Below are 21,840 nucleotides of genomic sequence, written 5' to 3'. Positions count from 1 at the left end.
CCCTTAGGCTGGTGGCCGTGAGCACGCCGAACCGGGTCTACCTCGCTCGACTCGCCGGAGTCGCCGTTTTCGACCCGAACGGCGACCAGGTCGGCCGCGTCCGGGACGCGGTGGCCCGGATGCGCGCGATCCAGCGACCGCCGGAGGTGGTCGGGCTGGTCGCCGAGATGCCGATGCGGCGGCGCATCTTCCTGTCCATCAACCGGATCACCTCCATCGATCCGGACGCTGTGGTGCTCGGCAGCGGCACGCTCAACCTGCGCCGCTTCGAGAAGCGCCCGAACGAGCTGCTGGTGCTCCAGGAGCTGCTCGACCGCCGGGTCCAGCTCGACACCGGGCAGGCCGGCTCGGTGGTGGACGTGGCGATGGAGTGCAGCCGTGGCGGCGAGTGGGCGCTGAGCCGGGTCGCCGTGCGCGAGCACACCGGCCGGCTCACCCGCCGCGGCCACCTCCACCAGGTCGACTGGGACCGGGTCCGCGGCCTGGGCGCGGTCGGCGACAGCCGGGGTACGGCGAACCTGCTCGCCGTCCTGGAGGACATGCGCCCGGCCGACCTCGCCAACGCCCTCCAGGATCTGCCCGACGCCCGGCGCAACGAGGTGGCCGCCGCACTCGACGACGAACGCCTGGCCGACGTGCTCAGCGAGCTGCCCGAGCACGACCAGGTGGAGATCCTGGCCGCGCTGGACCGCCAGCGGGCGGCCGACGTGCTGGAGGAGATGGAGCCGGACGACGCGGCCGACCTGCTCAACGAGCTGCCGCCGCCGGAGCAGGACGTGCTGCTGGACCTGATGGAGCCGGACGAGGCCGACCCGGTACGCCAGTTGCTGCGCTACGCCTCCGGCACCGCCGGCAGCGTGATGACCTCGGAGCCGGTGATCCTTCCGCCGGACGCCACGGTGGCCGAGGCGCTGGCCCGGATCCGGGAGCCGCAGCTCTCGCCGGCAGTGGCCGCCCAGGTCTTCGTGACCCGTGCCCCGCTGACCACGCCCACCGGCCGCTACCTGGGTATGGTGCATTTCCAGCGGTTGCTCCGGGAACCTCCGGCCGATCTGCTCGGCGGCATCGTGGTCAACGACATCGACCCGTTGCGGACGTCTACGCCGCTGCCCGAGATCACCCGCCGGATGGCGACGTACGACATGGTCGGCATGCCGGTGGTGGACCGGAACAACCGCCTGGTCGGCGCGGTGACCGTGGACGACGTGCTCGACCACTCCCTGCCGCGGGACTGGCGGGACCGGGACGCGGCATCCCCCTCGTCCGCCACCCACGACGGCATCCTGGACGGCGACGATGAGTGATCAGCGACGGGGCGAGCGGCTGGACCAGCCGCGCACCCCGCGGAACCTGCGCCTGCGCCGGATCGACGCGGAGACGTTCGGCCGCTGGGCCGAGGGCATCGCCCGCGGCATGGGTACGGCGAACTTCCTCGTCTACATGACGCTGATCCTGGTGGCCTGGTTCCTGTGGAACACGCTGGCGCCGGCGGATCTGCGCTTCGACCCGTACACCTTCACGTTCCTGACCTTGATCTTGTCGCTGCAGGCGTCGTACGCGGCGCCGCTGATCCTGCTCGCGCAGAACCGGCAGGCGGACCGGGACCGGATCGCGCTGGACGAGGACCGGCGGCGGGCCACGCTCCAGAAGGCCGACACGGAGTACCTGGCGCGGGAGATCGCGGCGCTGCGGATCGCGATGGGTGACGTGGCGACCCGGGACTTCCTGCGCTCGGAGCTGACCCGGCTGGGTGAGGAGCTGGACGAGGCGGCCGAGCGGCGGCGCAAGCTGGAGCGGCGGCAGCAGGAGCGCGAGGGCCGGCGGACGGGCGGCGGCGAGCCGTTGGACGAGCCGCGGGACGAGCTGGACGGCGACTACGCTCGGGACGGTCGCTACGAGGGCTGACCGCGGCCATCGAATCGCTCACACCGCCCCCGCCAGCGGCGGTGGCGGATGACCCGCGACGTAGCATTGCGGGCATGTCAGCACCCGTCAGCACCGTCTCCGACGCGATTCAGGCCGCCCTGGCCACCGTCAACGACCCGGAGATCCGCCGGCCGATCACCGAACTCGGCATGGTCCAGTCCGCCGAGCGTGGCGAGGACGGCGTGGTCCGGGTGGAGCTGCTGCTCACCGTGGCCGGCTGCCCGCTGAAGGACAAGCTGCGCAGTGACATCACCGCCGCCGTGGGCGCGGTACCCGGCGTGAGCGGTGTCGAGATCATCTTCGGCGTGATGAGCCCGGAGCAGCGCCAGGAGCTCCAGTCGAAGCTGCGCGGCGGCGGCGCCACCGCCGAGCCGGTGATCCCGTTCGCCCAGCCGGGCTCGCGGACCCGGGTCTACGCGGTCGCCAGCGGCAAGGGCGGTGTCGGCAAGTCCAGCGTCACCGTCAACCTGGCCGCCGCGCTCGCCTCCCGTGGCCTGTCGGTGGGCGTGGTGGACGCGGACATCTACGGCCACTCGGTGCCCCGGATGCTCGGTGCGGACGGCGCGCCGACCCGCGTCGAGGACATGATCATGCCGCCGCAGTCGCACGGCGTGAAGGTCATCTCGATCGGCATGTTCACCCCCGGCAACGCCGCCGTGGTCTGGCGCGGGCCGATGCTGCACCGGGCGCTTCAGCAGTTCCTCGCCGACGTCTACTGGGGTGACCTGGACGTCCTCCTGCTCGACCTGCCGCCGGGCACCGGCGACATCGCGATCTCGGTGGCCCAGTTGCTCCCGAACGCGGAGATCCTGGTCGTCACCACGCCGCAGGCGGCCGCCGCCGAGGTGGCCGAGCGGGCCGGCGCGATCTCGTTGCAGACCCACCAGCGAGTGGTCGGCGTGATCGAGAACATGTCCTGGCTGGAGATGCCGGACGGCTCCCGGATGGAGGTCTTCGGGGCCGGCGGCGGCGCGGCGGTGGCCGAGTCGCTGACCCGCACGATCGGCGCGCAGGTGCCGGTGCTGGGGCAGATCCCGCTGGACACCCGGGTACGCGAGGGCGGCGACGCCGGTCAGCCGATCGTGCTGGCGCAGCCGGACGCCCCTGCGGCGAAGGCCCTGTTCCAGGTCGCCGATCGCCTGGCCGTCCGCCGCGAGTCGCTGCTCGGCAAGCCCCTGGGCCTCAAGCCGGCAGGCCGCTGACCACCCCCACCCTCCCCCGCACTCCCACCGCCCCTTCCCGCCCCAGGCGGGAGGGGGCGGTCCCCTTTCCGGGGTCGATCATGAGGTTGGCGGTCGCCGGAGCGGCGTGTCGCGCCGTCAACCTCATGATCGACGGCGAAAGCGACGGCGGAGGCGGGTGCGTCAGGTGGCGTCGTCGTAGGACGGGCGGGGGGCCGGCGGGGTGGGGGTTGGGGTGCTGGTGGCCACGCTGGGGGTGCGCAGGTCGGCGGCCTTCGCCACGTCCTTCAGCTCGTCGTGCACGCCCGTGACGTCCGAGCGCAGGTTGTCGTACATGCTCTGGAGCGGCTTGCGGATCGCCTGCTCGTCGTCCTCGCTCAGCAGGTGCTTGCGGATGAACGCCTTGGGGTGCAGATCCTCCAGCTGGATGTCGGTACCCAGCTCGCGGCTCAGGTCGCCGGTGGCGTTGCGCGCCATGTTGCGCAGGTTGCGGACCATCCGGAGGCCGTCGCTGATCACGTTCGGCAGCCGATCGCCGAAGATCAACAGCGCCAGGAGCAGCAGGACGCCGATCTCCCACCAGTTCAGGTTCTCGAACACCGCGGCCTCCTCGTCCGTGTCAGGGCAAGACTACGCACGTCAGGTGACCATCGGGGAGGGGGTGACCGGTCCTCACTTCGCATCCGCGGCGAGCGTCACCGACGCGTTCTGCCGCGACGACCCGCGCCGGTACTCGACTGTCACCACCGATCCGGGCGCGTACTTGCGCACCAGGGCCACCAGGTCGGTCGGATCGGTCATCGGATGGCCGTCCAGCCGCAGCACCACGTCCCCGGTACGCAGTCCGGCCGCCGCCGCCGGGCCGGCCGGCTCGACCGCGTTGAGGCGTACCCCGCCGCCGGTGGCGCCGGTGCCGCCCACCTGGGCGCCGATCACCGTACGCCGGGCCTTGCCGGTGCCGATGATGTCCTCGGTGATCCGCTTCGCCTGGTTGATCGGGATGGCGAACGCGAGGCCGATGTTGCCCGCCTCCTGCCCGTCGGCCACCAGCGACTTGATCGTCGAGTTCACCCCGACCACCCGACCGGCGCCGTCCACGAGCGGGCCGCCGGAGTTGCCGTGGTTGACAGCGGCGTCGGTCTGGATCGCCGCGTAGTAGCGGGTCGGCCCGCCCGGCTCGCCGGCCTGCATGGTCCGGTCCAGCGCGCTCACGATGCCGGCGGTGACGGTGTTGGCGAGCGACAACGGCGAACCGATGGCGAGCACCGGGTCACCGACGGCGAGCGCGTCGGAGTCGCCGAACTGCACCGGGGTCAGTCCGCTGCGCGAGACCTTGATCACGGCGAGGTCCGACTCCGGATCCTGCCCGACCACGCTGCCGGCGGCGGTGCTGCCGTCGTTGAACACGACAGTGGCCTTGCCGGTGCCGTCGGCGACCACGTGGTCGTTGGTGACGATGTGGCCCTCGGTGGTCACCACGAAGCCGGAGCCCTCGCTGGTGCCGCCGAGGCTGACCACCCGGATGGTGACCACGCTGGGCAGGACCCGCTCGGCCACGCCGGCCAACGACTCGGGCTTGCGCTGGGCCAGCGCCGGGGCCTGCCCGGTCTGCGCGCCGATCGTCGGCACGTCACCGCCGCGCAGGAAGGCGTACGTCAGGGCGCTGCCGAGTGAACCGGCCAGCAGCGCCGTGACCAGGGAGATCAGCACCACCTGGCGCAGCCCTGGCCGGGTCGGCAGGTCCGGGTCGGTGACCGGTTCCGGCTCCCCCGCCCCTGGTACCGGCGCCGCCGGGACCACCACGGCGGCGGGCGCGTACGGGTCGCGCCACGGGTCGGCCAGCGCGTCGGACCACCACGGCGACGTCGCCTGACCCGGGGCGTCCTGCGGCGGTCGTCCGGCCGCCGGCCCACCCGGTGCCGGCGATCCGCCGGGCCGCCGCCAGTCCCAGCCGTCGGTCACGTCGGTGCCTCCCACTCCGTCCCGCTGGCCCCGCGCCGGCGGCCGGCGGAGCCGGACGACAGTGACGCGCGGGACACATCCAGGATTACACGGATGGCGCGAACGGGGTCAGGGGTTGCCCTCCGTGAGCACTCGACGGCGGACTCGCGGCTGCGCCGGTACCGGCCCGCCTCTACGCTGACAGTGCATACCGCCCCTCGCACCAGTCCGCCCCTCGGAGGTGTCCCATCGCCACGGTCGCCGGTCACGGCAGTTCGACGGCCCAGGCGCTTCACTTCGCCGAGTCTTTCGTCACCGAGGATCTCGTGCTGCGCACGGCCCGCGCCCTGGCCCACGAGGTGGGGGTGGAGGCGGTCACGCCCGGGTCGGGCGCCGCGCTGCGGCTGCTCGCCGCCGCCGGCAACGCCCGGGCGGTGGTGGAGATCGGCACCGGCACCGGGGTGAGCGGCGTGTGGCTGCTGCGCGGCATGCGCCCCGACGGCGTGCTCACCACGATCGACGTCGAGGTCGAATACCAGCGCATCGCCCGGCGGCTGTTCCAGGAGGCGGGTTTTCCGTCGGGGCGTACCCGGATCATCACCGGCCGGGCCCTCGACGTGCTGCCGCGGCTCGCGGACGGCGCCTACGACCTGGTCTTCGTGGACGCGGTGTCGACCGGCTTCGCCGCGTACGTGGACGCGGCGCTGCGGCTGCTGCGACCCGGCGGCGTGCTCGCGCTCAACGGCGCGCTGGCGGCCGGCCGGATCGGCGACCCGGCCGCGCGGGACGTCGAGACGGTCACCGTGCGGGAGACGATCAAGGCGATCCGCGAGTCGGAGCACTGGGTACCCGCGCTGCTGCCGGTCGGCCACGGCCTGCTGGCCGCCGTGAAGGCCTGACCAGGCTGACTCAGCCCAGCGTGGCCAGCCAGCGCAGCAGCCCGCGCACACCCCAGCCGGTCGCGCCCTTGACCAGCTCGCCGTGGGTGTCGTCGGACCACGACGGCGCGGACATGTCCAGGTGCGCCCACCGGTCCCGCAGGTCGCCGGTGAACTCCCGCAGGAACAGCGCGGCGACCACCGAGCCGGCGCCCTGCGCCGGGGAGCTGTGCAGGTCGGCGATCTCGCTGGCCAGGTATTCGACGTAGTCGTCGGCGAGCGGCATCCGCCAGGCCCGCTCGCCCGCCGCCGTGATCGCGTCGAGCAGACCGGCCGCGAGCGCGTCGTTCTCGCTGTAGAGCGCGGCGTGCCGCTTGCCCAGGGCGACGGCGTTCGCGCCGGTGAGCGTCGCCAGGTCGACCAGCAGGTCGGGCTTCAGCTCGCTGACGGCGTACGCCAGCGCGTCGGCGAGCACGAGCCGGCCCTCGGCGTCGGAGTTGGTGCTCTCGCTCGTCAGCCCGCCGTAGTGCCGGATCACGTCGCCGGGGCGGAACGCCGAGCCGCTGACCATGTTCTCGGCGAGCGGGGCGAGCGTGGTGACCCGTACCGGCAGGCGCAGTTCGGCGGCGCCGAGCGTCGCCGCGATCACCGCGGCGGCACCGGCCATGTCCTTGCGCATCAGCTTCATGGCCGGCACCGGCTTGATCGAGATGCCGCCGGTGTCGAACGTGATGCCCTTGCCGACGAGCACCACGTGGGTACGCGCGCCCTCCGGCCGCCAGTCCAGCTCCACCAGGCGCGGGCCGGTCGCGGAGCCGCCGCCGACGGCCAGGAGACCACCGAAGCCCTCGGCCGCCAGTTCCTCCGGTCCGCGTACCCGCAGGTGCAGGTCGGGATGTCCGGACGCGGCCTCGGCCACCTGCGCGGCGAACCACTCCGGGTTCTTGGTGGACGAGGGCATGTTGGTCAGGTCCCGGGCGAGCCGGGTCGTCTCGGCGGTGGTCCGGGCGGCGTCGAGCGTGCCGGCCAGAGCGTCCGGGTCGTCGACGAGCACGGACACCTCGGCCAGGGCGGGCCGCTTGCCGGCCTCGGTGAGGCGGAAGCGGTACGAGCCGAGCAGCAGCCCCTCGGCGAGGCCACGCAGCGCCGCCGTCGACTCGGCGGGAAGCGCGATGGTGATCTGCGTCTCATCCTTCGCCGCGCGGGCGAGCGCCGCTCCGGCGGTGCGCCAGTCGCGCTCGTCGCCCTCGCCGACGCCCAGCAGCCACAGCCGCGCCGGGGAGCCACCGGGACGCAGGTGCTCGCGCACCTCGCCGGCCGCGCCGGTGAGCCGGGTGGCCGGCAGGAGGGCGGCAGCCTCGGCCCGGACGTCGTCGCCGGCCGGCACGCCGGTGGAGACCAGTTCCGCGGTGGCGGCCGAGGAGTCCGGCGAGGCCGGTGAGCCCGGCGAGTCCGGCCCTCCGGGACGGACGGGCAGGACGAGAGCGTCAGGCCCCGCGGGCCCACTCACCAGACGAATGACCAGCACGCTGGACCGTACCTCCGAAATGGGTTGAACGGGCACGTTTCACCACGCACCCGCAGAGGAAAGACCCTGAGCCACCGGTGTGCCCGGTGGCTCAGGGTAGGACGAACCGCCCGCGCGGCGGACGCCGCGCGGGACACTCCTCGAATCAGCCCGCGGCCGCCTTCAGCGCGTCACCGAGCGCGGTGGCCTCGTCGGGAGTCATCTCGACGACGAGCCGGCCACCACCCTCCAGCGGGACTCGCATGACGATGCCCCGGCCCTCCTTGGTGACTTCCAGCGGACCGTCGCCCGTCCGCGGCTTCATCGCCGCCATGTTGTCTCCCCTCAGACCTACACCAGGGTCGGTGAGTTGCCCCACAGCCACTTCGCCATCGCCATCCGCAACCGTCGCGGAAGGCTCGACCAACGATTTTCCCTGATGAACACCGCCGGACCCAAACCGAAGCAGCATTGATGTAACAGCATCTAGCTTATCTTGGATAGGCCTGTCACAATGTGCGGTCATGCAGGCACGGTCGGCACTCTTCGACCTGTACGGCGACCACCTCCGCGCCCGGGGTGGCCGCGCACCGGTCGCCGCCCTGGTCAAGCTGCTCGCCCCGCTCGGGATCGCCCCACCGGCGGTACGCACAGCGGTCTCCCGGATGGTCCGCCAGGGCTGGCTGGAACCGCTCCGGCTGGCGTCCGGACCGGGATATTCGATCACCCCGAAGGCGGCCCGTCGACTCGACGAGGCGGCGTCCCGGATCTACCGGACCGGGCGGCACAGCTGGGACGGGCGGTTCGATCTCCTGGTGCTCACCGCCCCCTCGTCCCGCCGGGACCGGCAGCGGCTCGCCGCGAACCTCGCCTTCCTCGGCTACGGCACCCTCGACGACTGCACCTGGGTGGCCACCCGCCCGGGTGAGGACGTCGACCTGCTGCTCGACGAGGCGGGCGTGCGCTACGAGCGGTTCACCGCCGCGCACGCGGCCGGCACACCGGGTGCGATGGGCGTGGTCCGCCGCGCCTGGGACCTGGCCGAGATCGGCCGGGCGTACGAGCGCTTCGTCGCCGAGCAGAAGCCGTTGCTCTCCGGCGTCACGGTGCGCAGCAGCGACGAGGACGCGTACGCGGCCCGGTTCCGGCTCGTGCACGCATGGCGTACGTTCCTGTTCCGGGATCCGCAACTGCCCCCGGCACTGCTGCCCGAGCGCTGGCCCGGCACCAGCGCGGCCAGTTTCTTCGACCGGCACGCGGCCCGGCTCCGGCCGGCCGCCGACCGGTACGTCGAGCAGTGCCTCGACGCCGGCAACCGCCTCGCCCGACAGAAGGGTCGTTAGAACGTGACCGAGCCGCTGCTCGTCGACCGCACCGACGCCGTCGTCACCCTGACGTTGAACCGCCCGACGGCGATGAACTCGCTCGACGTGGCGCTCAAGGAGGCGCTCCGGGACACGCTGGCCGAGCTGGAGACCGACCGGTCCTGCCGGGCGGTCGTGCTCGCCGGCGCGGGCGGCTCGTTCAGCGCCGGGCAGGACCTGCGCGAGCACGTGCAGACGCTGGAGACCTCCGACGCCGACCCGCTGGGCACGGTGCGGGCGCACTACAACCCGATCGCCGCCCGGCTGGCGAACCTGCCCAAGCCGGTAATCGCCGCGGTACGCGGGATGGCCGCCGGGGCCGGAGCCTCGCTGGCGTTCCTGGCCGACTTCCGCATCGGCGGCCCGAAGACCCGGTTCCTGATGGCGTTCGCCGGGGTGGGACTCGCCGCCGACACCGGCGCCTCCTGGACGCTGCCCCGGCTGGTCGGTCACGCCAAGGCCGTCGAGCTGCTGATGCTCGCCGAGCCGGTCGGCGCCGAGGAGGCCTGCCGGCTGGGCCTGCTGACCAAGCTGGTGGACGACGACGAGCAGGTGCTCCCCACCGCGCAGGATCTGGCCGCCCGGCTCGCCGCCGGCCCGACCGTGGCGTACGGGGCGATCAAGCGTCAGCTCTCCATCGCCGACGCGGGCACGCTCGCCGACGCGCTGGCCGCCGAGGCACAGGCACAGGCGATCTGCGGCGCCACCGCCGACCACCGGGCCGCCACGAAGGCGTTCGTCGCCAAGCAGAAGCCGGTCTTCGAGGGCCGCTGACCGCGCCGGTCGGACCCGGAGGTCAGTCGTCCTCCTCCGGATCCTGGTTGGCCTCGACGCCGAGCACGAACGCCTGCATGGCCAGCTCGTCGCCGTACGGCGAGACGAACGCGGGCAGCTCCCGCGGGCCCAGCTCCTGCACGTAGGACCAGAAGATCCGTACCGCCTCGGCGCGTGAGGCGGCCTCGATCGGCAGGTCCAGGCTGACCAGCCAGGTGCTGCGGGCGGGCGGCGGGCCGAGCCGGTCGGCCAGCGACCGCCAGCGGGCCGGGTCGAGCGCCACGACCGGGCCGTCCGGCGCGGGGCCGTCGACCGGCACCGGCTCGTCGAGCACCCGCCGGGTGTACGTGACCACGAGCGACCCGGCCACCGCGTCGGACTGCGGGTCGTCCGGGTCCTCCCGGGTCTCGGACGACGCGAGCGCGACCCGGCCGAGGGCGACCAGGCGCAGCGGCTCGTCGACGAGCACCGCCACCCGGTCTCCGGGGCGGGGGCGGGCCGCCTCGGACAGCCCGGTCAGCTCCAGCGCGTCGTGGTGCACCAGCCGCTCGGCCTCGAAGCGCTCGGCGGGCAGCAGCACCGCCCAGGCTCCGGTCGTGGTCGCACCGTCTGTCGTCCCGCTCGTACGCGGCTCGGTGTCGGTCATGCCCCAATCCCATCACGCCGGAGGTGGGGCGCTCCGTCACACCCCGGCCCGGTCACCGCTCACGTGGCAGTCGGCCAGGTGGTCGTCGACCATGCCGGTCGCCTGCATCAACGCGTAGGCGGTCGTGGGGCCGACGAACCGGAAACCCCGCTTCTTGAGCGCCTTGGCCATCGCGACCGACTCCGGGCTGGTGGCCGGCACCTCGGCGAAGGACCGGGGACGTGCCGGCCGGGGCGGCGGCGCGAAGGACCAGAGCAGCGCCGAGAGGCCCTCGGGCAGCTCCGACGCGGCCCGGGCGTTCGCGATCGCCGCCTCGATCTTGGCCCGGTTGCGGACGATCCCGGCGTCGGCCATCAGCCGCGTCACGTCGGCCTCGCCGTAGCGGGCCACCGAGTCGATCCGGAAGCCGGCGAAGGCGTCCCGGAACGCCTGCCGCTTACGCAGGATGGTCAGCCAGGACAGGCCGGACTGGAACGCCTCCAGCGTCAGCCGCTCGTAGAGCGCGTCGTCGCCGCGCAGCGGCCGGCCCCACTCCTCGTCGTGGTAGACGGCGTAGTCGGGGGTGCTCGCCCCCCACGCGCAGCGGGGCAGCCCGTCGGCGCCGGTCACCAGGTCAGTCACGGAGTCCACGGTAGGTCAGCCCACCGACAACCCCCGGTCAGGGCAGGCGGCCCTGCTCGACCAGCCGGGCGAACTTCTTCAGCGCCTGGGTGAGGCTGAACTTCGAGCCGGGCCAGAGCACCGGCCACGCCACCCGCCCGGCCGGCCCGCCCGGCAGGTGGAACCACTCGTGCCAGACCACCTGCGTACGGTCGCGGTCCATCGGGGTGCAGCGCAGCACGCCGGGGCCGCGCAGCAGCTTGCCGCAGTGCACCACGCCGACCTCGTACGGCGCGTCGACCCGGACCACCCGCATCTCGTCGCGGAGCACGGCCGGACCGAGCGCGGTGACCGCCTCGACCAGGCTGCCCTCGCCTCCGTCGCCCTCGACCACCCGGACCCGGGTCAGCGGGATCCAGTCCGACTGCCGCTCCCACGCGGTGAGCGCGGCGAACACCCGGTCGGCGGGGGCGTCGACGATCACCGTGGCGGTGACCTCGGCGGCACCCCGGCGGGACGCCTCGGTGAAGTCGTCGGCCGGCCGGTCGGCGCCGGTCACGCCGACTCCGAGCGGACGACCGAACCACGCTCCCGGTCGTCGTCGGCCGGCCCGGCCGCGATCCCGTTCCCCGGGGAGACGGTGTCCTCGGTCGCCGCGGCGGCGGGGGCCTCCGCCACGCCCGCCTCGGCCGGCGCGCGTCCCGGCTGCCCGCCGGCGTCGGTGCGGACCGGCTGCCCGTCGGTGACGGTCGGGACCGGCTGCCGGTCGGTGTCGGTCCGGGCCGGCTGCTCCGGCGCGGACAGGTCGATCACGACCGGCTCGGTGGACGGGTCGGACGCCTGCTCGGTCTCGGGGCGGGTCGCGGCGGCCTCCTCGCGCGCCCGGCGCAGGGCGTCGGCGTCCTCGGTACGCCCGTCCCGCAGGGCCGCGTTCTCCGCCTCCAGGACGCCGATCAGCTCGGTCTTGTAGCCGATGTCGTACGCCGCCCGGCGCAGTGCCGCGTCGACCTGGTTCATCCGGTAGCCGCGCAGCGCCGTGTCGAAGCGGACGTCGGACACGTCCGACTCGTCGAGCGGACGGCTGCCGGGCAGGGGCACGGCCCGCCCGTCCGGCTCGGCCGGGGTGAGGCCCGGATCCTTGCCGGAGACGAGCACCGTCACCCCGAACACCACAGCCGCGACGGTCAGCGCGACGACCAAGAGGAGCAGAACCTCACCCATGCACAGATCGTGGCATGCGGGCCGGGATCGGGCGAGCCCTCCGCGGCGTCCGGTCCGTAAATGCGTCCGGCGCACGGGACCGGCACGGGCGGCGCGGGCCGGACCGGATAGCGTCGGACCGGCCGGTGCGGTCCGGCGGCGAGGAGGCGGGCATGACCGGGGCGTTGCGGCTGGGCGGACGGACGTTCGGCCCCGGTGAGCTGGTGGTGATGGCGATCGTCAACCGCACCCCGGATTCGTTCTTCGACCGGGGCGCCACCTTCGCCCAGGACAGCGCGCTGCGCGCGGTGGAACGCGCGGTGGACGAGGGCGCCGAGATCATCGACATCGGCGGGGTGAAGGCCGGGCCGGGCGACGACGTCGACGTGACCGAGGAGATCCGGCGGACGGTGGACACCATCGCGGCGGTCCGGTCCGCCTTCCCCGACGTGGTCGTCTCCATCGACACCTGGCGTGCCGAGGTGGCCGTGGAGGCGGTCGCGGCCGGCGCGGACCTGCTCAACGACACCTGGTCGGGGGCGGACCCGGCGCTGGCCCGGGTCGCCGCGGCGACCGGCGCCGGGCTGGTCTGCTCGCACGCGGGCGGGCTCGCCCCGCGTACGCGGCCGCACCGGGCCGCCTTCGACGACGTGGTGGCCGACGTCATCGGCACCGTGACCGGGCTGGCCGAGCGCGCGGTCGGGCTGGGTGTGCGCCGGGACGGCATCCTGATCGACCCGGCGCACGACTTCGGCAAGAACACCCGGCACTCGCTGGAGATCACCCGGCGGCTGGCGGAGCTGACCGACACCGGCTGGCCGCTGCTGGTCGCCCTGTCGAACAAGGACTTCATCGGCGAGACGCTCGACCTGCCGGTGCCCGAGCGGCTGGAGGGGACGCTCGCCGCCACGGCGGTCTCGGCCTGGCTCGGCGCCCGGGTGTTCCGGGCCCACCAGGTGCGCGAGACCCGGCGGGTGCTGGACATGGTGGCGTCGATCCGGGGCGACCGGCCGCCGGCGGCGACCCGGCGCGGGCTCGCCTGACGGGTCGGTCCGACGCGTCAGGTCCAGCGCAGGACGCCGCGCCGCCAGGCGTAGAGGATGCCGAGCGCGACGATCGCCACGAAGACGCCCATCTCCACGACGGTGGTGGCGCCGAAGCCGGGCCGGTCGAAGACCAGCGCCCACGGGAACAGGAAGACCGCCTCGACCGCGAAGAGCACGTAGAGGTACGCGTAGACGTAGTAGCGGATCTGCATCTGGGCCCAGTCGCCGCCGACCGGGTCGAGCCCGCACTCGTACGAGGCCCGCTTGCCCCACGGCTCGGCCGGCCGGCTCGGACGTAACACCCGGTTCGCCGAGAACGCCGTCACGAAGAAGAGGACGGCGGCGAGCAGCAGCAGACCGAGCGTGGCGTACGAGCCGAGATATCCGGTCACGACCGGAGCGTACCGGTCCCGTCCAGATGTCCCGGACACGTTACGAATTCGTTTCCTCTCAGGACTAGTGCTAGATGGCAAGTATCACCGAATAATGGGATCTCGTTGATCGTCCGGAGGACAGATGCCCCGCCCCCGCGTTGCGCCCGCTCGGCGGGTCGCGCTCCGCCGTACCCTCGCGCTGCTGGCGCCCGCGCTCGTCGCGGCGCTGGTGGTGGTGGCGCCGGCCGGGGCCGTCGCACACCCGGGGCCGGCCGCCGCGCTCCAGGTGATCGAACCCGTGGAGCCGGGCGGCGATCCCGGAGGCGAGCCGACCGAGCCCGCCCCCACCGGCGAGCCGACGACGACCGCGCCGGCCCCGCCGCCCACCGCGCCGCCACCGCCTCCGACCACGCCCCCGCCGCCGGTCACCACCTCGCCGGCCCCGCCGCCGACGAGCGTGCCCGCCGAACCGGCGCCGACCACCGCCGCGCCGGCCACCACGGCACCGGCGCCCCCGCCGGTCGTGCCGCCGGTCAAGACCCCGCCGCCACCACCGGCCCAGCCGGCCGGCGGCCCTCTGGGGGTACGCGTGAACACCGAGGACGTGGTCCTCACGCCCGCCTACTGGAACGCCGACGCCACGGTGGCCACGCTGCGGGTGACGGTGACCAACACCGGCGGGCGGGCGGAGCGGATCAGCCTGGGCTACACGCTGCCGCCCGGGCTGACCGACGCGGGCACCCCGGGCTGCGAGCCGGCCGGCGGCGGCAACCACAGCTGCGTCGGGTGGGACGCGGAGCCGGGCGCCCGGTTCAGCACGACCATCCGGGTCCGGGTCGACGGCGACGCCTGGCGGACCATGCCGCTGGCCGGATCGGTCCAGGTCACCGCCGTCGCGCCCGGTGTGACCGGTGCGGCGTACGACGACGAGGGCTTCGCGGTGCTGTTCCCGCCCGGACCGCCGGTGCCCGGCATCTCGCTGCGCGCCGACGAGGTGCTGTTCGACATCAGCGGCGCGCCCAGCACGCTCACCGTCCGGCTCGGCAACACCGGCAGGGTCGACGCGGCCGGCCGGATCGAGGTGCTCCTGCCCGAAGGGGTGACCGCGGCCGGCACCGAGGGCGGCTGCGCCCCGGTCTCCCCCGACCGGACCCGCTGTGAACTGGGCGTACTGGCGGCCGGGCGGACCGCGACCGTACGGCTGACGCTCGCCGCCTCGGCGGAGGCCCAGCGGCGGGCGCCCCTGTCCGGCGCGGTGGTCGGCCGGCTCGACCCGCGCAGCGGGCGGGACCGGCAGGTGCAGATGAGCTTCCGGATCAGCGCGGCGGCGGCGGACACCGCCCCGCCCGGCGGGGCGCCGGCCCCGACCGGCTCGCAGGGCGTGCTCGTCGCCGCCGGCGAACGGGACGGGGACGGCACCTCGACCCGGCGGACGGCCGTCGCGTTGATCGCCGTGTCCGGTCTCCTGGTCGTGCTCGCACTGACGCTGGCGACCCGTTCGCTGCGCCGCCGCAGCGACATCACCGCACCGGACCGTCCGATCACCGACCGGTGATCATGGATATGTGGTGATCTGGGTTACGGGCCCAGGTACTAAACGCTGCAAAGCAGGGCATACAGCGGCCCGATCCAGTCCCATACGTCGGACCTCGACCAAGGTGGCCCTAACGTGGCGACGTAGGCTCTGACGTGAGAATCGGAGCGGGCCGGGCCGGCGAGGGCGACGGCGCTCAGTTAAGCGAGGTGCGGGTGTGACCAAGCAGATCCGTCAGCTGGACCGGGTGGTCATCCGGTTCGCCGGTGACTCCGGCGACGGCATGCAGCTCACCGGCGACCGGTTCACCTCGGAGACGGCGCAACTGGGCAACGACATCTCGACGTTGCCCAACTTCCCCGCCGAGATCCGCGCTCCCGCCGGCACCCTGCCCGGCGTGTCGAGCTTCCAGGTGCACTTCGCCGACTACGACATCCTGACGCCGGGTGACGCGCCGAACGTGCTGGTGGCGATGAACCCGGCCGCGTTGAAGGCCAACCTGGCCGACCTGCCGCGCGGGGCGGACATCATCGTCAACACCGACGAGTTCACGCGGCGCAACCTGGCCAAGGTCGGCTACGCGACCAGTCCGCTCGACGACGACTCGCTCGCCGGGTACGCGGTGCACCCGGTGGCGCTCACCTCGATGACGATCGGCGCGCTGGCCGAGCTCGACGTGTCCAAGAAGGACGCCGAGCGGGCCAAGAACATGTTCGCGCTCGGGCTGCTGAGCTGGATGTACTCCCGCCCGTACGAGTCCACGCTGCGCTTCCTGGAACGCAAGTTCGCGGCCCGCCCCGAGCTGGTGGCGGCGAACGTGGCCGCGTTCCGGGCCGGCTGGAACTTCGGCGAGACCACCGAGGACTTCTCCGTCCGGTACGAGGTCAAGCCGGCCAAGATGCTGCCGGGCACCTACCGGAACATCACCGGCAACGCGGCGCTGTCGCTGGGCCTGGTGGCCGCCGGGGTGCGTTCCGGGCTGCCGGTGTTCCTCGGCGCCTACCCGATCACGCCGGCCTCGGACATCCTGCACGAGCTGAGCAAGCACAAGAAGTTCGGCGTGGTCACCATGCAGGCCGAGGACGAGATCGCCGCGGTCGGCGCGGCGCTGGGCGCCTCGTACGGCGGCGCGCTCGGCATCACCACCACGAGCGGCCCGGGCGTGGCGCTGAAGAGCGAGACGATCTCCCTGGCGGTGGCGCTGGAGCTGCCGCTGGTCATCGTCGACGTGCAGCGGGCCGGGCCGTCCACCGGCATGCCCACGAAGACCGAGCAGGCCGACCTGAACATGGCCCTGTACGGCCGGCACGGCGAGGCACCGGTGGCGGTGATCGCGCCGAAGTCCCCGTCGGACTGCTTCCACGCGGCGCTGGAGGCGGCCCGGATCGCGCTCACCTACCGCACGCCGGTGATCCTGCTGTCGGACAACTACGTCGCCAACGGCTCCGAGCCGTGGCTGCTGCCGGACGTGGAGTCGCTGCCCGACCTGCGGGTCGAGTTCGCCACGCGGCCCAACGGCGAGGACGGCACCACCTTCCTTCCCTACCTGCGGGATCCGCAGACGCTGGCCCGCCCGTGGGCGGTGCCCGGCACGCCGGGCCTGGAGCACCGGATCGGTGGCCTGGAGAAGGCCGACAAGACCGGTGACATCTCGTACGACCCGGCCAACCACGACTTCATGGTGCGGACCCGGGCGGCCCGGATCGAGACCATCCCGGTGCCGGACGTCGAGGTGGAGGACCCGGACGGCGACGCCCGGGTGCTGGTGCTGGGCTGGGGCTCGACGTACGGGCCGATCGGCGCCGCCTGCCGTGGCCTGCGCCAGCGGGGGCTCTCGGTGGCCCAGGCCCACCTGCGGCACCTGGCCCCGATGCCGGCGAACCTCGGCGAGGTGCTGGGCCGCTACGACAAGGTGGTCGTGCCGGAGATGAACCTCGGCCAGCTCGCCCACGTGATCCGGGCGAAGTACCTGGTCGACGCGATCGGCTACAACCAGGTCCGCGGCCTGCCGTTCACCGCCGCCGAGCTGGAGACGATGCTGGAAGAGGTCCTGAAGAATGTCTGAGCCCGTCGCCCTCAAGCTCACCGCCAAGGACTTCAAGTCCGACCAGGAGGTGCGCTGGTGCCCCGGCTGCGGCGACTACGCCATCCTGGCGGCCGTGCAGGGCTTCATGCCGGAGCTGAACATCCCCCGGGAGAACATCGTCTTCGTCTCGGGCATCGGCTGTTCGTCGCGCTTCCCGTACTACATGAACACGTACGGCATGCACTCGATCCACGGCCGTGCCCCGGCGATCGCCACCGGCCTGTCGGTGTCCCGGCCGGACCTGTCGGTCTGGGTGGTCACCGGTGACGGCGACGCGCTCTCCATCGGCGGCAACCACCTGATCCACGCGCTGCGCCGCAACGTGAACCTGAAGATCCTGCTGTTCAACAACCGGATCTACGGGCTGACCAAGGGTCAGTACTCGCCGACCTCCGAGGTCGGCAAGATCACCAAGTCGACGCCGGTCGGCTCGGCGGACGCCCCGTTCAACCCGCTGTCGCTGGCGCTCGGCGCCGAGGCCACGTTCGTGGCCCGGACGATCGACTCGGACCGCAAGCACCTCCAGTCGGTGCTGCGGGCCGCCGCCCAGCACGAGGGTTCGGCGTTCGTGGAGATCTACCAGAACTGCAACATCTTCAACGACGGCGCGTTCGACCCGCTGAAGGAGCCGGCCACCCGGGACGACTTCCTGATCCGGCTGGAGCACGGGCAGCCGATCACGTTCGGCAAGGACGGGCAGTTCTGCGTCGTCCACCCGCCCGGTGGCTTCGGGCTGGAGGTCCGGGAGACCGCGAACACGCCGGCCGGGGAGATCGTCGTGCACGACGCGGGCGTGGCCGACCCGGCGTACGCCTTCGCGCTGTCCCGGCTGCCCGGCCTGGACCTGAGCAACACCCCGATCGGGGTGTTCCGGTCGGTGGACCGCCCCTCGTACGACAGCGTGGTGCAGGAGCAGGTCGCGGCCGCTAAGGCCACCGTCGACCAGACCCCGGAGCAGCAGCTCGCGGCGCTGCTCGGCAGCGGCGACACCTGGACGATCCTCTGATCCACCGCTGACCCGTCACACGAGAAGGGCGGGCCGTTCCGCGGGGGAACGGCCCGCCCTTCTCGTGTGACGGGGCCCGGTCAGGCGGCCGCCGAGGCGGGCACCCACAGCTCGTCGACGGCCCGCTCGGCCGCGGCGAGGCTCTGCTCGAACAGCGGGATCAGCTCGGCCATCGCCGGGTTGACCGGGGCCAGGGTGAGCTCGGCGCAGATGAACCGCGGCTCCAGCCCGGTCAGGGAGAGGCCGTGCGGCAGCCACGGCTCGGCGTGGTCCCAGCCCTCCCGCGGGGTGCCCGCCGCCGCGGCTGACCAGGACGACGAACTGGCGGTCGCCGAGCAGCCCGGCGTTCGTCACCGGGTCGTACGCGATGCCGGGGGCGATCAGGTGGTCGACCCAGGACTTCACGCTGCTGGGCGGGCCGTAGTTGTAGAGCGGGAGCCCGAGCAGGACGGTGTCGGCCTGCTTCACCTCGGCCACCACCTCCTGGGTCAGCTGCCAGGACGCCTGCTGTTCGGGGGTGTGCTGATCCGGCGGCACCATGCGCGCGAGACCGCTCGCGGCGTCCAGGTGCGGCAGCGGGCTCTGACCCAGGTCGCGGTAGGTGACGGTGCCGTCCGGGTGGGCGGCGCGCCAGGCGGCGGCGGCGCGGGCGGTGAGCCGCCGGCTGATCGACCGCTCCCCGGTGATGCTGGAGTCGATGTGCAGTAGGTGGGCCATTGGTGATTCCTCCTCCGACGATCGTTCGTGTAGGACCAACTATTTATAGCAGGCCGATGTTCCTCGGAGCGCGTAAACTGGGTCACATGTCCGCCGCACCGGTCGAGGAGTCCGAGCGCCGCTCCGGGCCCCTGCTCGACCATCTGGCCCGGCGGATGCGGCTGCGCTCGGAGTCGGTACTGGCCCCGCTGGGGCTGCGCCCCCGCCATCTGGTGGCGCTCACCGTGCTGCGCGACTCCGGCGGCATCAGCCAGCAGGCGCTGGCCGGCACGCTCCAGATCGACAGCACGAACGTGGTCGGTCTGCTCAACGACCTGGAGGCGGACGGCCTGGCCGAGCGCCGCCGCTCCCCGGAGGACCGCCGACGGCACGAGGTACGCCTCACCGACGCGGGCGCGAAGCGACTGCGCGAGGCCGAGTGCGCGCTCGCCGGGGCGGAGGAGGAGGTCCTCGGCGCGCTGGCTCCCGGCGAGCGGGACCTGCTCTACGACCTGCTGCGACGGGCCACCCAGGGCCGGGCGTCGACCTGCGGCGAAGTGGTCGCGGAAGGCGGCCCGGGCGCCTGCTGACGGCGGGCGGCCCGGCGGGGCCGGGTCAGAATGCGGAGGTGGCCTGCGGCCGGTCGTCCCGGACGTGGACGAGCATGTCGCCGGTCTCGATCACCGCGCCGGCACGGTCGTTGAGCGTGACCACCTTGCCCCGGCGGACCAGCGCGATGACGAGCGACTCCAGCTCACGCGGTGAGCGGCCCACCTCGTCGCGCTCGGCCGACCGCATGGCCAGCGCCATGCCCTGACCCGGGGTGAGCAGGTCCTCCACCACGTCGATCAGGGGCGGGGCCGAGGTGGACAGGCCGAGCAGCCGCCCGGCCGTGGCCGAGGAGACGATCACGTGGTGCGCGCCGCTCTGCTTGAGCAGCGGCGCGTTCTCCGCCTCCCGGACCGCCGCGATGATCCGCACCTGACCGGCGGTGAGCTGCCGGACCGTGAGCGCCACCAGCACCGAGGCGTCGTCGCTGTCGGTCGCGATGATGACCGACTTGGCGGTACGCACGTGCGCCTGCTCCAGCACCGACGAGCGGGTCGCCGAGCCCTCGATCGTCACCAGTCCGTTGGAGGTGGCCTGCCGCAGCGCCGGTCCGCTCCGCTCGACCACCACGATCTTGGACTTGTCCGTACCGTTCTCCAGCAGGGCGGAGACCGCGCTGCGGCCCTTGGTGCCGTAGCCGCAGATGATGACGTGGTCCTTCACGGTTCTCCTCCACCGCGACAGGCGACGGCCGGTGCGGTACTGCTCGGTCAGGACTTCCAGGGTGGTGCCGACCAGGATGATCAGGAACAGCACCCGGGCGGGGGTGATGAACAGGACGTTCGCCAGCCGCGCCGACGAACTGACCGGGGTGATGTCGCCGTACCCGGTGGTGGAGAGCGAGACCACCACGTAGTAGAAGCAGTCGAGCAGGCTCAGGCCGCTCTCGTCCACGTCGCGGTAGCCGTCGCGGTCCAGCCAGACCACCGCCACGGTGGCGAAGACCAGGCCGAGGGCGGCGAGCAGGCGCAGGCTCAGCGCGCTCAGCGGCCCCCGCCGTTGCGCGGGAAAATGGATCACCGTCGGTCCTGCTCCGCCACCTGCACGCCCTCAAGATAGCGGGTACGCCGTGAGCCGGCTGGCTGGGCCGGACGCCGGCCCCCGGCCGCGAGCGGTAAGGATTTCGTCAGATCCGTCGACGCGTCCGCGGGTGAGACTGATGGCTCACCGATCGTGACGAGGGGACGTCGGATGCGTACACGCATGGGATTGACCGCGCTGGCCGTGGTGCTCGGGATGGTCGTCTCCGGGGCGCCTCCCGCTGCGGCGGACCGGCCCGGGGACCGCCCGCCCGGAACGGCCCGGCCCACCCGGCCGAAGCCCACCGTCGTCCCCTCGCCGACCGTCTCCCCACGACCGACCGCCTCGCCGACGCCGACCGCCACCGCGACACCGACCGCCGTGCCGTCGCCCACCGGTACGCCGACCGCCACCACGCCTGCGCCGATGCCGACGGCGAGACGGACCGCCGAGCTGCTGCCGTCACTCGGCCGGAGCAGCTCGGCGTCGGACGTCAACAGCGCCGGGGTGGTCGTCGGGTCGGCGGAGGTGTCCAGCGGCTACTGGCACGCGGTGCGCTGGGTGGACGGGCGGATCGAGGACCTCGGGACGCTCGGCGGGCCGAACAGCCAGGCCCAGGCGATCGACGAGCGGGGCCGCATCGTGGGCACCGCCCAGGCGGCCGACGGCAGCAGCCATGCCGTGGCGTGGGTCGACGGGAAGATCCAGGATCTCGGCCTGACCGGTGGCATCTTCTCCATCGCGTACGACACGGCCGGCGACCGGGTGGTCGGCGTCTACCACGTCACCGACAGCTTCCCCGGGCGGCGGGCGTTCGTCCGGACCGGGAACACCGAGATCACGATCGACGCCCCGCCGGGTGCGAGCGCCCTCGCGGTGAACGAGGCCGGCACCGTCGCGGGTACCTACGGCTACAAGGACTGGAACGATCCTCCGTTCGTCAACCAGGCATTCGTCTGGCGCGACGGCGTCCTGCGGTCGCTGGGCACGCTGGGCGGACCCACGAGCGACGCGAACGGCATCAACGACCTCGGTCAGGTGGTCGGCACCAGCTGGACCGCTGACGGCCGGTTCGCCGCCTTCTTCTGGGACGGTACGACGATGCGCGAGCTGGCCACCGCTTCGGCCTCCCCGACGGCGCAGTCCGTGAACGACTCGGGCCTGGTGATCGGCAGCGACGGCACGGCGAGCCGGGCGATGATCTGGCCCTCGCCCACCGCGGCATCCCAGCTGCTGCCCCTGCCGGACGGCGCGGTGAGCAGCGTCGCGATCAACGTCAACGACGCCGGCCTGATCGCCGGTCAGGTGTTCTTCGCCTCGCCGAGCTGGCACTCCCGCGCGGTCGTCTGGCGTTGACCCACACCTGCCCGGTCGGCACCACGGGGGCCGACCGGGCAGGTGCCGGGCGCGTGGACGGGGCATGATGGGGACGTCAGGACGGTGACCGCGAGG

At 73.2% G+C, this 21,840-nt stretch carries 23 protein-coding genes; 12 read left to right on the top strand and 11 right to left on the bottom strand.

Translation table 11 applies throughout. The annotated features are described in order from the left end of the window. Positions 1–17 precede the first annotated feature (17 nt). From V6U82_RS06480 to V6U82_RS06470, 3 genes are all read left to right on the top strand, one after another. Positions 18–1,304, top strand: coding sequence for a magnesium transporter MgtE N-terminal domain-containing protein (locus V6U82_RS06480; protein WP_334459836.1), 1,287 nt, complete (start codon positions 18–20; stop codon positions 1,302–1,304). Further along, positions 1,297–1,905, top strand: coding sequence for a DUF1003 domain-containing protein (locus V6U82_RS06475; RefSeq protein ID WP_334459834.1), 609 nt, complete (start codon positions 1,297–1,299; stop codon positions 1,903–1,905). The genes V6U82_RS06480 and V6U82_RS06475 overlap by 8 nt, the downstream gene beginning before the upstream one ends. Positions 1,906–1,979: 74 nt before the next feature. Continuing rightward, the gene (locus tag V6U82_RS06470; RefSeq protein WP_334459831.1) at positions 1,980–3,128 is read left to right on the top strand and encodes an Mrp/NBP35 family ATP-binding protein; all 1,149 of its coding nucleotides are present in this window, start codon (positions 1,980–1,982) and stop codon (positions 3,126–3,128) included. 162 nt (positions 3,129–3,290) lie between these two features. Here V6U82_RS06470 and V6U82_RS06465 read toward each other — a convergent pair whose 3' ends face one another. Beyond that, positions 3,291–3,707, bottom strand: coding sequence for a preprotein translocase subunit TatB (locus V6U82_RS06465; protein ID WP_252452359.1), 417 nt, complete (start codon positions 3,705–3,707; stop codon positions 3,291–3,293). Between the two features lie 72 nt (positions 3,708–3,779). Next, positions 3,780–5,084, bottom strand: coding sequence for a S1C family serine protease (locus V6U82_RS06460; protein WP_181726605.1), 1,305 nt, complete (start codon positions 5,082–5,084; stop codon positions 3,780–3,782). Between the two features lie 290 nt (positions 5,085–5,374). Here V6U82_RS06460 and V6U82_RS06455 point away from each other — a divergent pair, with 290 nt between their 5' ends. Further along, positions 5,375–5,947, top strand: coding sequence for an O-methyltransferase (locus V6U82_RS06455; RefSeq protein WP_018788951.1), 573 nt, complete (start codon positions 5,375–5,377; stop codon positions 5,945–5,947). Positions 5,948–5,957: 10 nt separating this feature from the next. Here V6U82_RS06455 and V6U82_RS06450 read toward each other — a convergent pair whose 3' ends face one another. Both V6U82_RS06450 and V6U82_RS06445 read right to left on the bottom strand, forming a co-directional pair. After that, on the bottom strand, positions 5,958–7,454 hold the full coding sequence (locus tag V6U82_RS06450; protein WP_334459827.1) for a leucyl aminopeptidase family protein: 1,497 nt from the start codon (positions 7,452–7,454) through the stop codon (positions 5,958–5,960). Positions 7,455–7,599: 145 nt separating this feature from the next. Next, positions 7,600–7,767 (bottom strand): DUF3117 domain-containing protein, encoded by a 168-nt coding sequence (locus V6U82_RS06445; protein ID WP_013283866.1) that lies wholly within the window; start codon positions 7,765–7,767, stop codon positions 7,600–7,602. Between the two features lie 190 nt (positions 7,768–7,957). Here V6U82_RS06445 and V6U82_RS06440 point away from each other — a divergent pair, with 190 nt between their 5' ends. Both V6U82_RS06440 and V6U82_RS06435 read left to right on the top strand, forming a co-directional pair. After that, a complete protein-coding gene (locus V6U82_RS06440) occupies positions 7,958–8,776 on the top strand; it encodes a PaaX family transcriptional regulator (protein ID WP_018788949.1) in 819 nt (272 codons plus the stop codon). A 3-nt stretch (positions 8,777–8,779) separates the two neighbouring features. After that, positions 8,780–9,571: an enoyl-CoA hydratase/isomerase family protein gene (locus V6U82_RS06435; protein ID WP_128137500.1), complete on the top strand. Its 792-nt coding sequence runs from the start codon at positions 8,780–8,782 to the stop codon at positions 9,569–9,571. A 22-nt stretch (positions 9,572–9,593) separates the two neighbouring features. On the opposite strand, the gene V6U82_RS06430 is transcribed toward V6U82_RS06435, so the two are convergent. The 4 genes from V6U82_RS06430 to V6U82_RS06415 are packed head-to-tail and all read right to left on the bottom strand — an operon-like array spanning position 9,594 to position 12,038. Beyond that, positions 9,594–10,217 carry a hypothetical protein gene (locus V6U82_RS06430; protein ID WP_013283863.1) on the bottom strand — a complete coding sequence of 208 codons (624 nt, stop codon included), beginning with the start codon at positions 10,215–10,217 and terminating at the stop codon, positions 9,594–9,596. Positions 10,218–10,253: 36 nt separating this feature from the next. Beyond that, positions 10,254–10,838 carry a DNA-3-methyladenine glycosylase I gene (locus V6U82_RS06425; protein ID WP_334459818.1) on the bottom strand — a complete coding sequence of 195 codons (585 nt, stop codon included), beginning with the start codon at positions 10,836–10,838 and terminating at the stop codon, positions 10,254–10,256. 37 nt (positions 10,839–10,875) lie between these two features. Then, the gene (locus V6U82_RS06420) at positions 10,876–11,376 is read right to left on the bottom strand and encodes an SRPBCC family protein (protein WP_128137497.1); all 501 of its coding nucleotides are present in this window, start codon (positions 11,374–11,376) and stop codon (positions 10,876–10,878) included. Next, the gene (locus V6U82_RS06415) at positions 11,373–12,038 is read right to left on the bottom strand and encodes a DivIVA domain-containing protein (RefSeq protein ID WP_334459817.1); all 666 of its coding nucleotides are present in this window, start codon (positions 12,036–12,038) and stop codon (positions 11,373–11,375) included. Before V6U82_RS06415 ends, V6U82_RS06420 begins: the two co-directional genes overlap by 4 nt. A gap of 152 nt (positions 12,039–12,190) precedes the next feature. Between V6U82_RS06415 and folP the strand changes: the two genes are divergently transcribed. Next, positions 12,191–13,060, top strand: a complete 870-nt coding sequence (gene folP / locus V6U82_RS06410) for a dihydropteroate synthase (protein ID WP_128137496.1) — start codon at positions 12,191–12,193, stop codon at positions 13,058–13,060. 17 nt (positions 13,061–13,077) lie between these two features. Here the strand turns inward: folP and V6U82_RS06405 are convergent, their stop codons facing one another. Further along, complete coding sequence (locus tag V6U82_RS06405; protein ID WP_030273665.1) at positions 13,078–13,455, bottom strand: NADH-quinone oxidoreductase subunit A; 378 nt, start codon at positions 13,453–13,455, stop codon at positions 13,078–13,080. 124 nt (positions 13,456–13,579) lie between these two features. Between V6U82_RS06405 and V6U82_RS06400 the strand changes: the two genes are divergently transcribed. The 3 genes from V6U82_RS06400 (at position 13,580) to V6U82_RS06390 (ending at position 18,063) form a co-directional block, all read left to right on the top strand. Next, positions 13,580–14,992, top strand: coding sequence for a hypothetical protein (locus V6U82_RS06400; RefSeq protein ID WP_334459814.1), 1,413 nt, complete (start codon positions 13,580–13,582; stop codon positions 14,990–14,992). A gap of 196 nt (positions 14,993–15,188) precedes the next feature. After that, on the top strand, positions 15,189–17,036 hold the full coding sequence (locus V6U82_RS06395) for a 2-oxoacid:acceptor oxidoreductase subunit alpha (RefSeq protein WP_334459812.1): 1,848 nt from the start codon (positions 15,189–15,191) through the stop codon (positions 17,034–17,036). Beyond that, positions 17,029–18,063, top strand: a complete 1,035-nt coding sequence (locus V6U82_RS06390; RefSeq protein WP_334459810.1) for a 2-oxoacid:ferredoxin oxidoreductase subunit beta — start codon at positions 17,029–17,031, stop codon at positions 18,061–18,063. Before V6U82_RS06395 ends, V6U82_RS06390 begins: the two co-directional genes overlap by 8 nt. 15 nt (positions 18,064–18,078) lie before the next feature. On the opposite strand, the gene V6U82_RS06385 is transcribed toward V6U82_RS06390, so the two are convergent. Next, positions 18,079–18,780: an FMN-dependent NADH-azoreductase gene (locus tag V6U82_RS06385; RefSeq protein WP_334459809.1), complete on the bottom strand. Its 702-nt coding sequence runs from the start codon at positions 18,778–18,780 to the stop codon at positions 18,079–18,081. 86 nt (positions 18,781–18,866) lie between these two features. On the opposite strand from V6U82_RS06385, the gene V6U82_RS06380 reads away from it, so the two are divergent. Continuing rightward, positions 18,867–19,349, top strand: coding sequence for a MarR family winged helix-turn-helix transcriptional regulator (locus tag V6U82_RS06380; RefSeq protein WP_334459808.1), 483 nt, complete (start codon positions 18,867–18,869; stop codon positions 19,347–19,349). Between the two features lie 25 nt (positions 19,350–19,374). Here V6U82_RS06380 and V6U82_RS06375 read toward each other — a convergent pair whose 3' ends face one another. Continuing rightward, positions 19,375–20,388, bottom strand: a complete 1,014-nt coding sequence (locus V6U82_RS06375) for a potassium channel family protein (protein WP_334459807.1) — start codon at positions 20,386–20,388, stop codon at positions 19,375–19,377. Between the two features lie 171 nt (positions 20,389–20,559). On the opposite strand from V6U82_RS06375, the gene V6U82_RS06370 reads away from it, so the two are divergent. Continuing rightward, positions 20,560–21,744: a hypothetical protein gene (locus V6U82_RS06370; RefSeq protein WP_334459806.1), complete on the top strand. Its 1,185-nt coding sequence runs from the start codon at positions 20,560–20,562 to the stop codon at positions 21,742–21,744. The last annotated feature ends 96 nt before the right edge of the window (positions 21,745–21,840 follow it).

The organism is Micromonospora sp. CPCC 205554, assembly GCF_036902745.1.
Taxonomy (GTDB): domain Bacteria; phylum Actinomycetota; class Actinomycetes; order Mycobacteriales; family Micromonosporaceae; genus Micromonospora; species Micromonospora tulbaghiae.
The sequence above is the reverse complement of the archived record's forward strand: the minus strand, read 5'-3'. Positions and strand labels throughout refer to the sequence as shown.

What these genes read in the sequence shown, in the direction of transcription:
- V6U82_RS06475 (WP_334459834.1), top strand. Translation starts at nt 1,297, where the DNA reads ATGAGTGATCAGCGACGGGGCGAGCGGCTGGACCAGCCGCGCACCCCG.
- V6U82_RS06470 (WP_334459831.1), top strand. Translation starts at nt 1,980, where the DNA reads ATGTCAGCACCCGTCAGCACCGTCTCCGACGCGATTCAGGCCGCCCTG.
- V6U82_RS06445 (WP_013283866.1), bottom strand. Translation starts at nt 7,767, where the DNA reads ATGGCGGCGATGAAGCCGCGGACGGGCGACGGTCCGCTGGAAGTCACC.
- V6U82_RS06440 (WP_018788949.1), top strand. Translation starts at nt 7,958, where the DNA reads ATGCAGGCACGGTCGGCACTCTTCGACCTGTACGGCGACCACCTCCGC.
- V6U82_RS06430 (WP_013283863.1), bottom strand. Translation starts at nt 10,217, where the DNA reads ATGACCGACACCGAGCCGCGTACGAGCGGGACGACAGACGGTGCGACC.
- V6U82_RS06415 (WP_334459817.1), bottom strand. Translation starts at nt 12,038, where the DNA reads ATGGGTGAGGTTCTGCTCCTCTTGGTCGTCGCGCTGACCGTCGCGGCT.
- folP (WP_128137496.1), top strand. Translation starts at nt 12,191, where the DNA reads ATGACCGGGGCGTTGCGGCTGGGCGGACGGACGTTCGGCCCCGGTGAG.
- V6U82_RS06400 (WP_334459814.1), top strand. Translation starts at nt 13,580, where the DNA reads ATGCCCCGCCCCCGCGTTGCGCCCGCTCGGCGGGTCGCGCTCCGCCGT.
- V6U82_RS06390 (WP_334459810.1), top strand. Translation starts at nt 17,029, where the DNA reads ATGTCTGAGCCCGTCGCCCTCAAGCTCACCGCCAAGGACTTCAAGTCC.
- V6U82_RS06385 (WP_334459809.1), bottom strand. Translation starts at nt 18,780, where the DNA reads ATGGCCCACCTACTGCACATCGACTCCAGCATCACCGGGGAGCGGTCG.
- V6U82_RS06380 (WP_334459808.1), top strand. Translation starts at nt 18,867, where the DNA reads ATGTCCGCCGCACCGGTCGAGGAGTCCGAGCGCCGCTCCGGGCCCCTG.
- V6U82_RS06370 (WP_334459806.1), top strand. Translation starts at nt 20,560, where the DNA reads ATGCGTACACGCATGGGATTGACCGCGCTGGCCGTGGTGCTCGGGATG.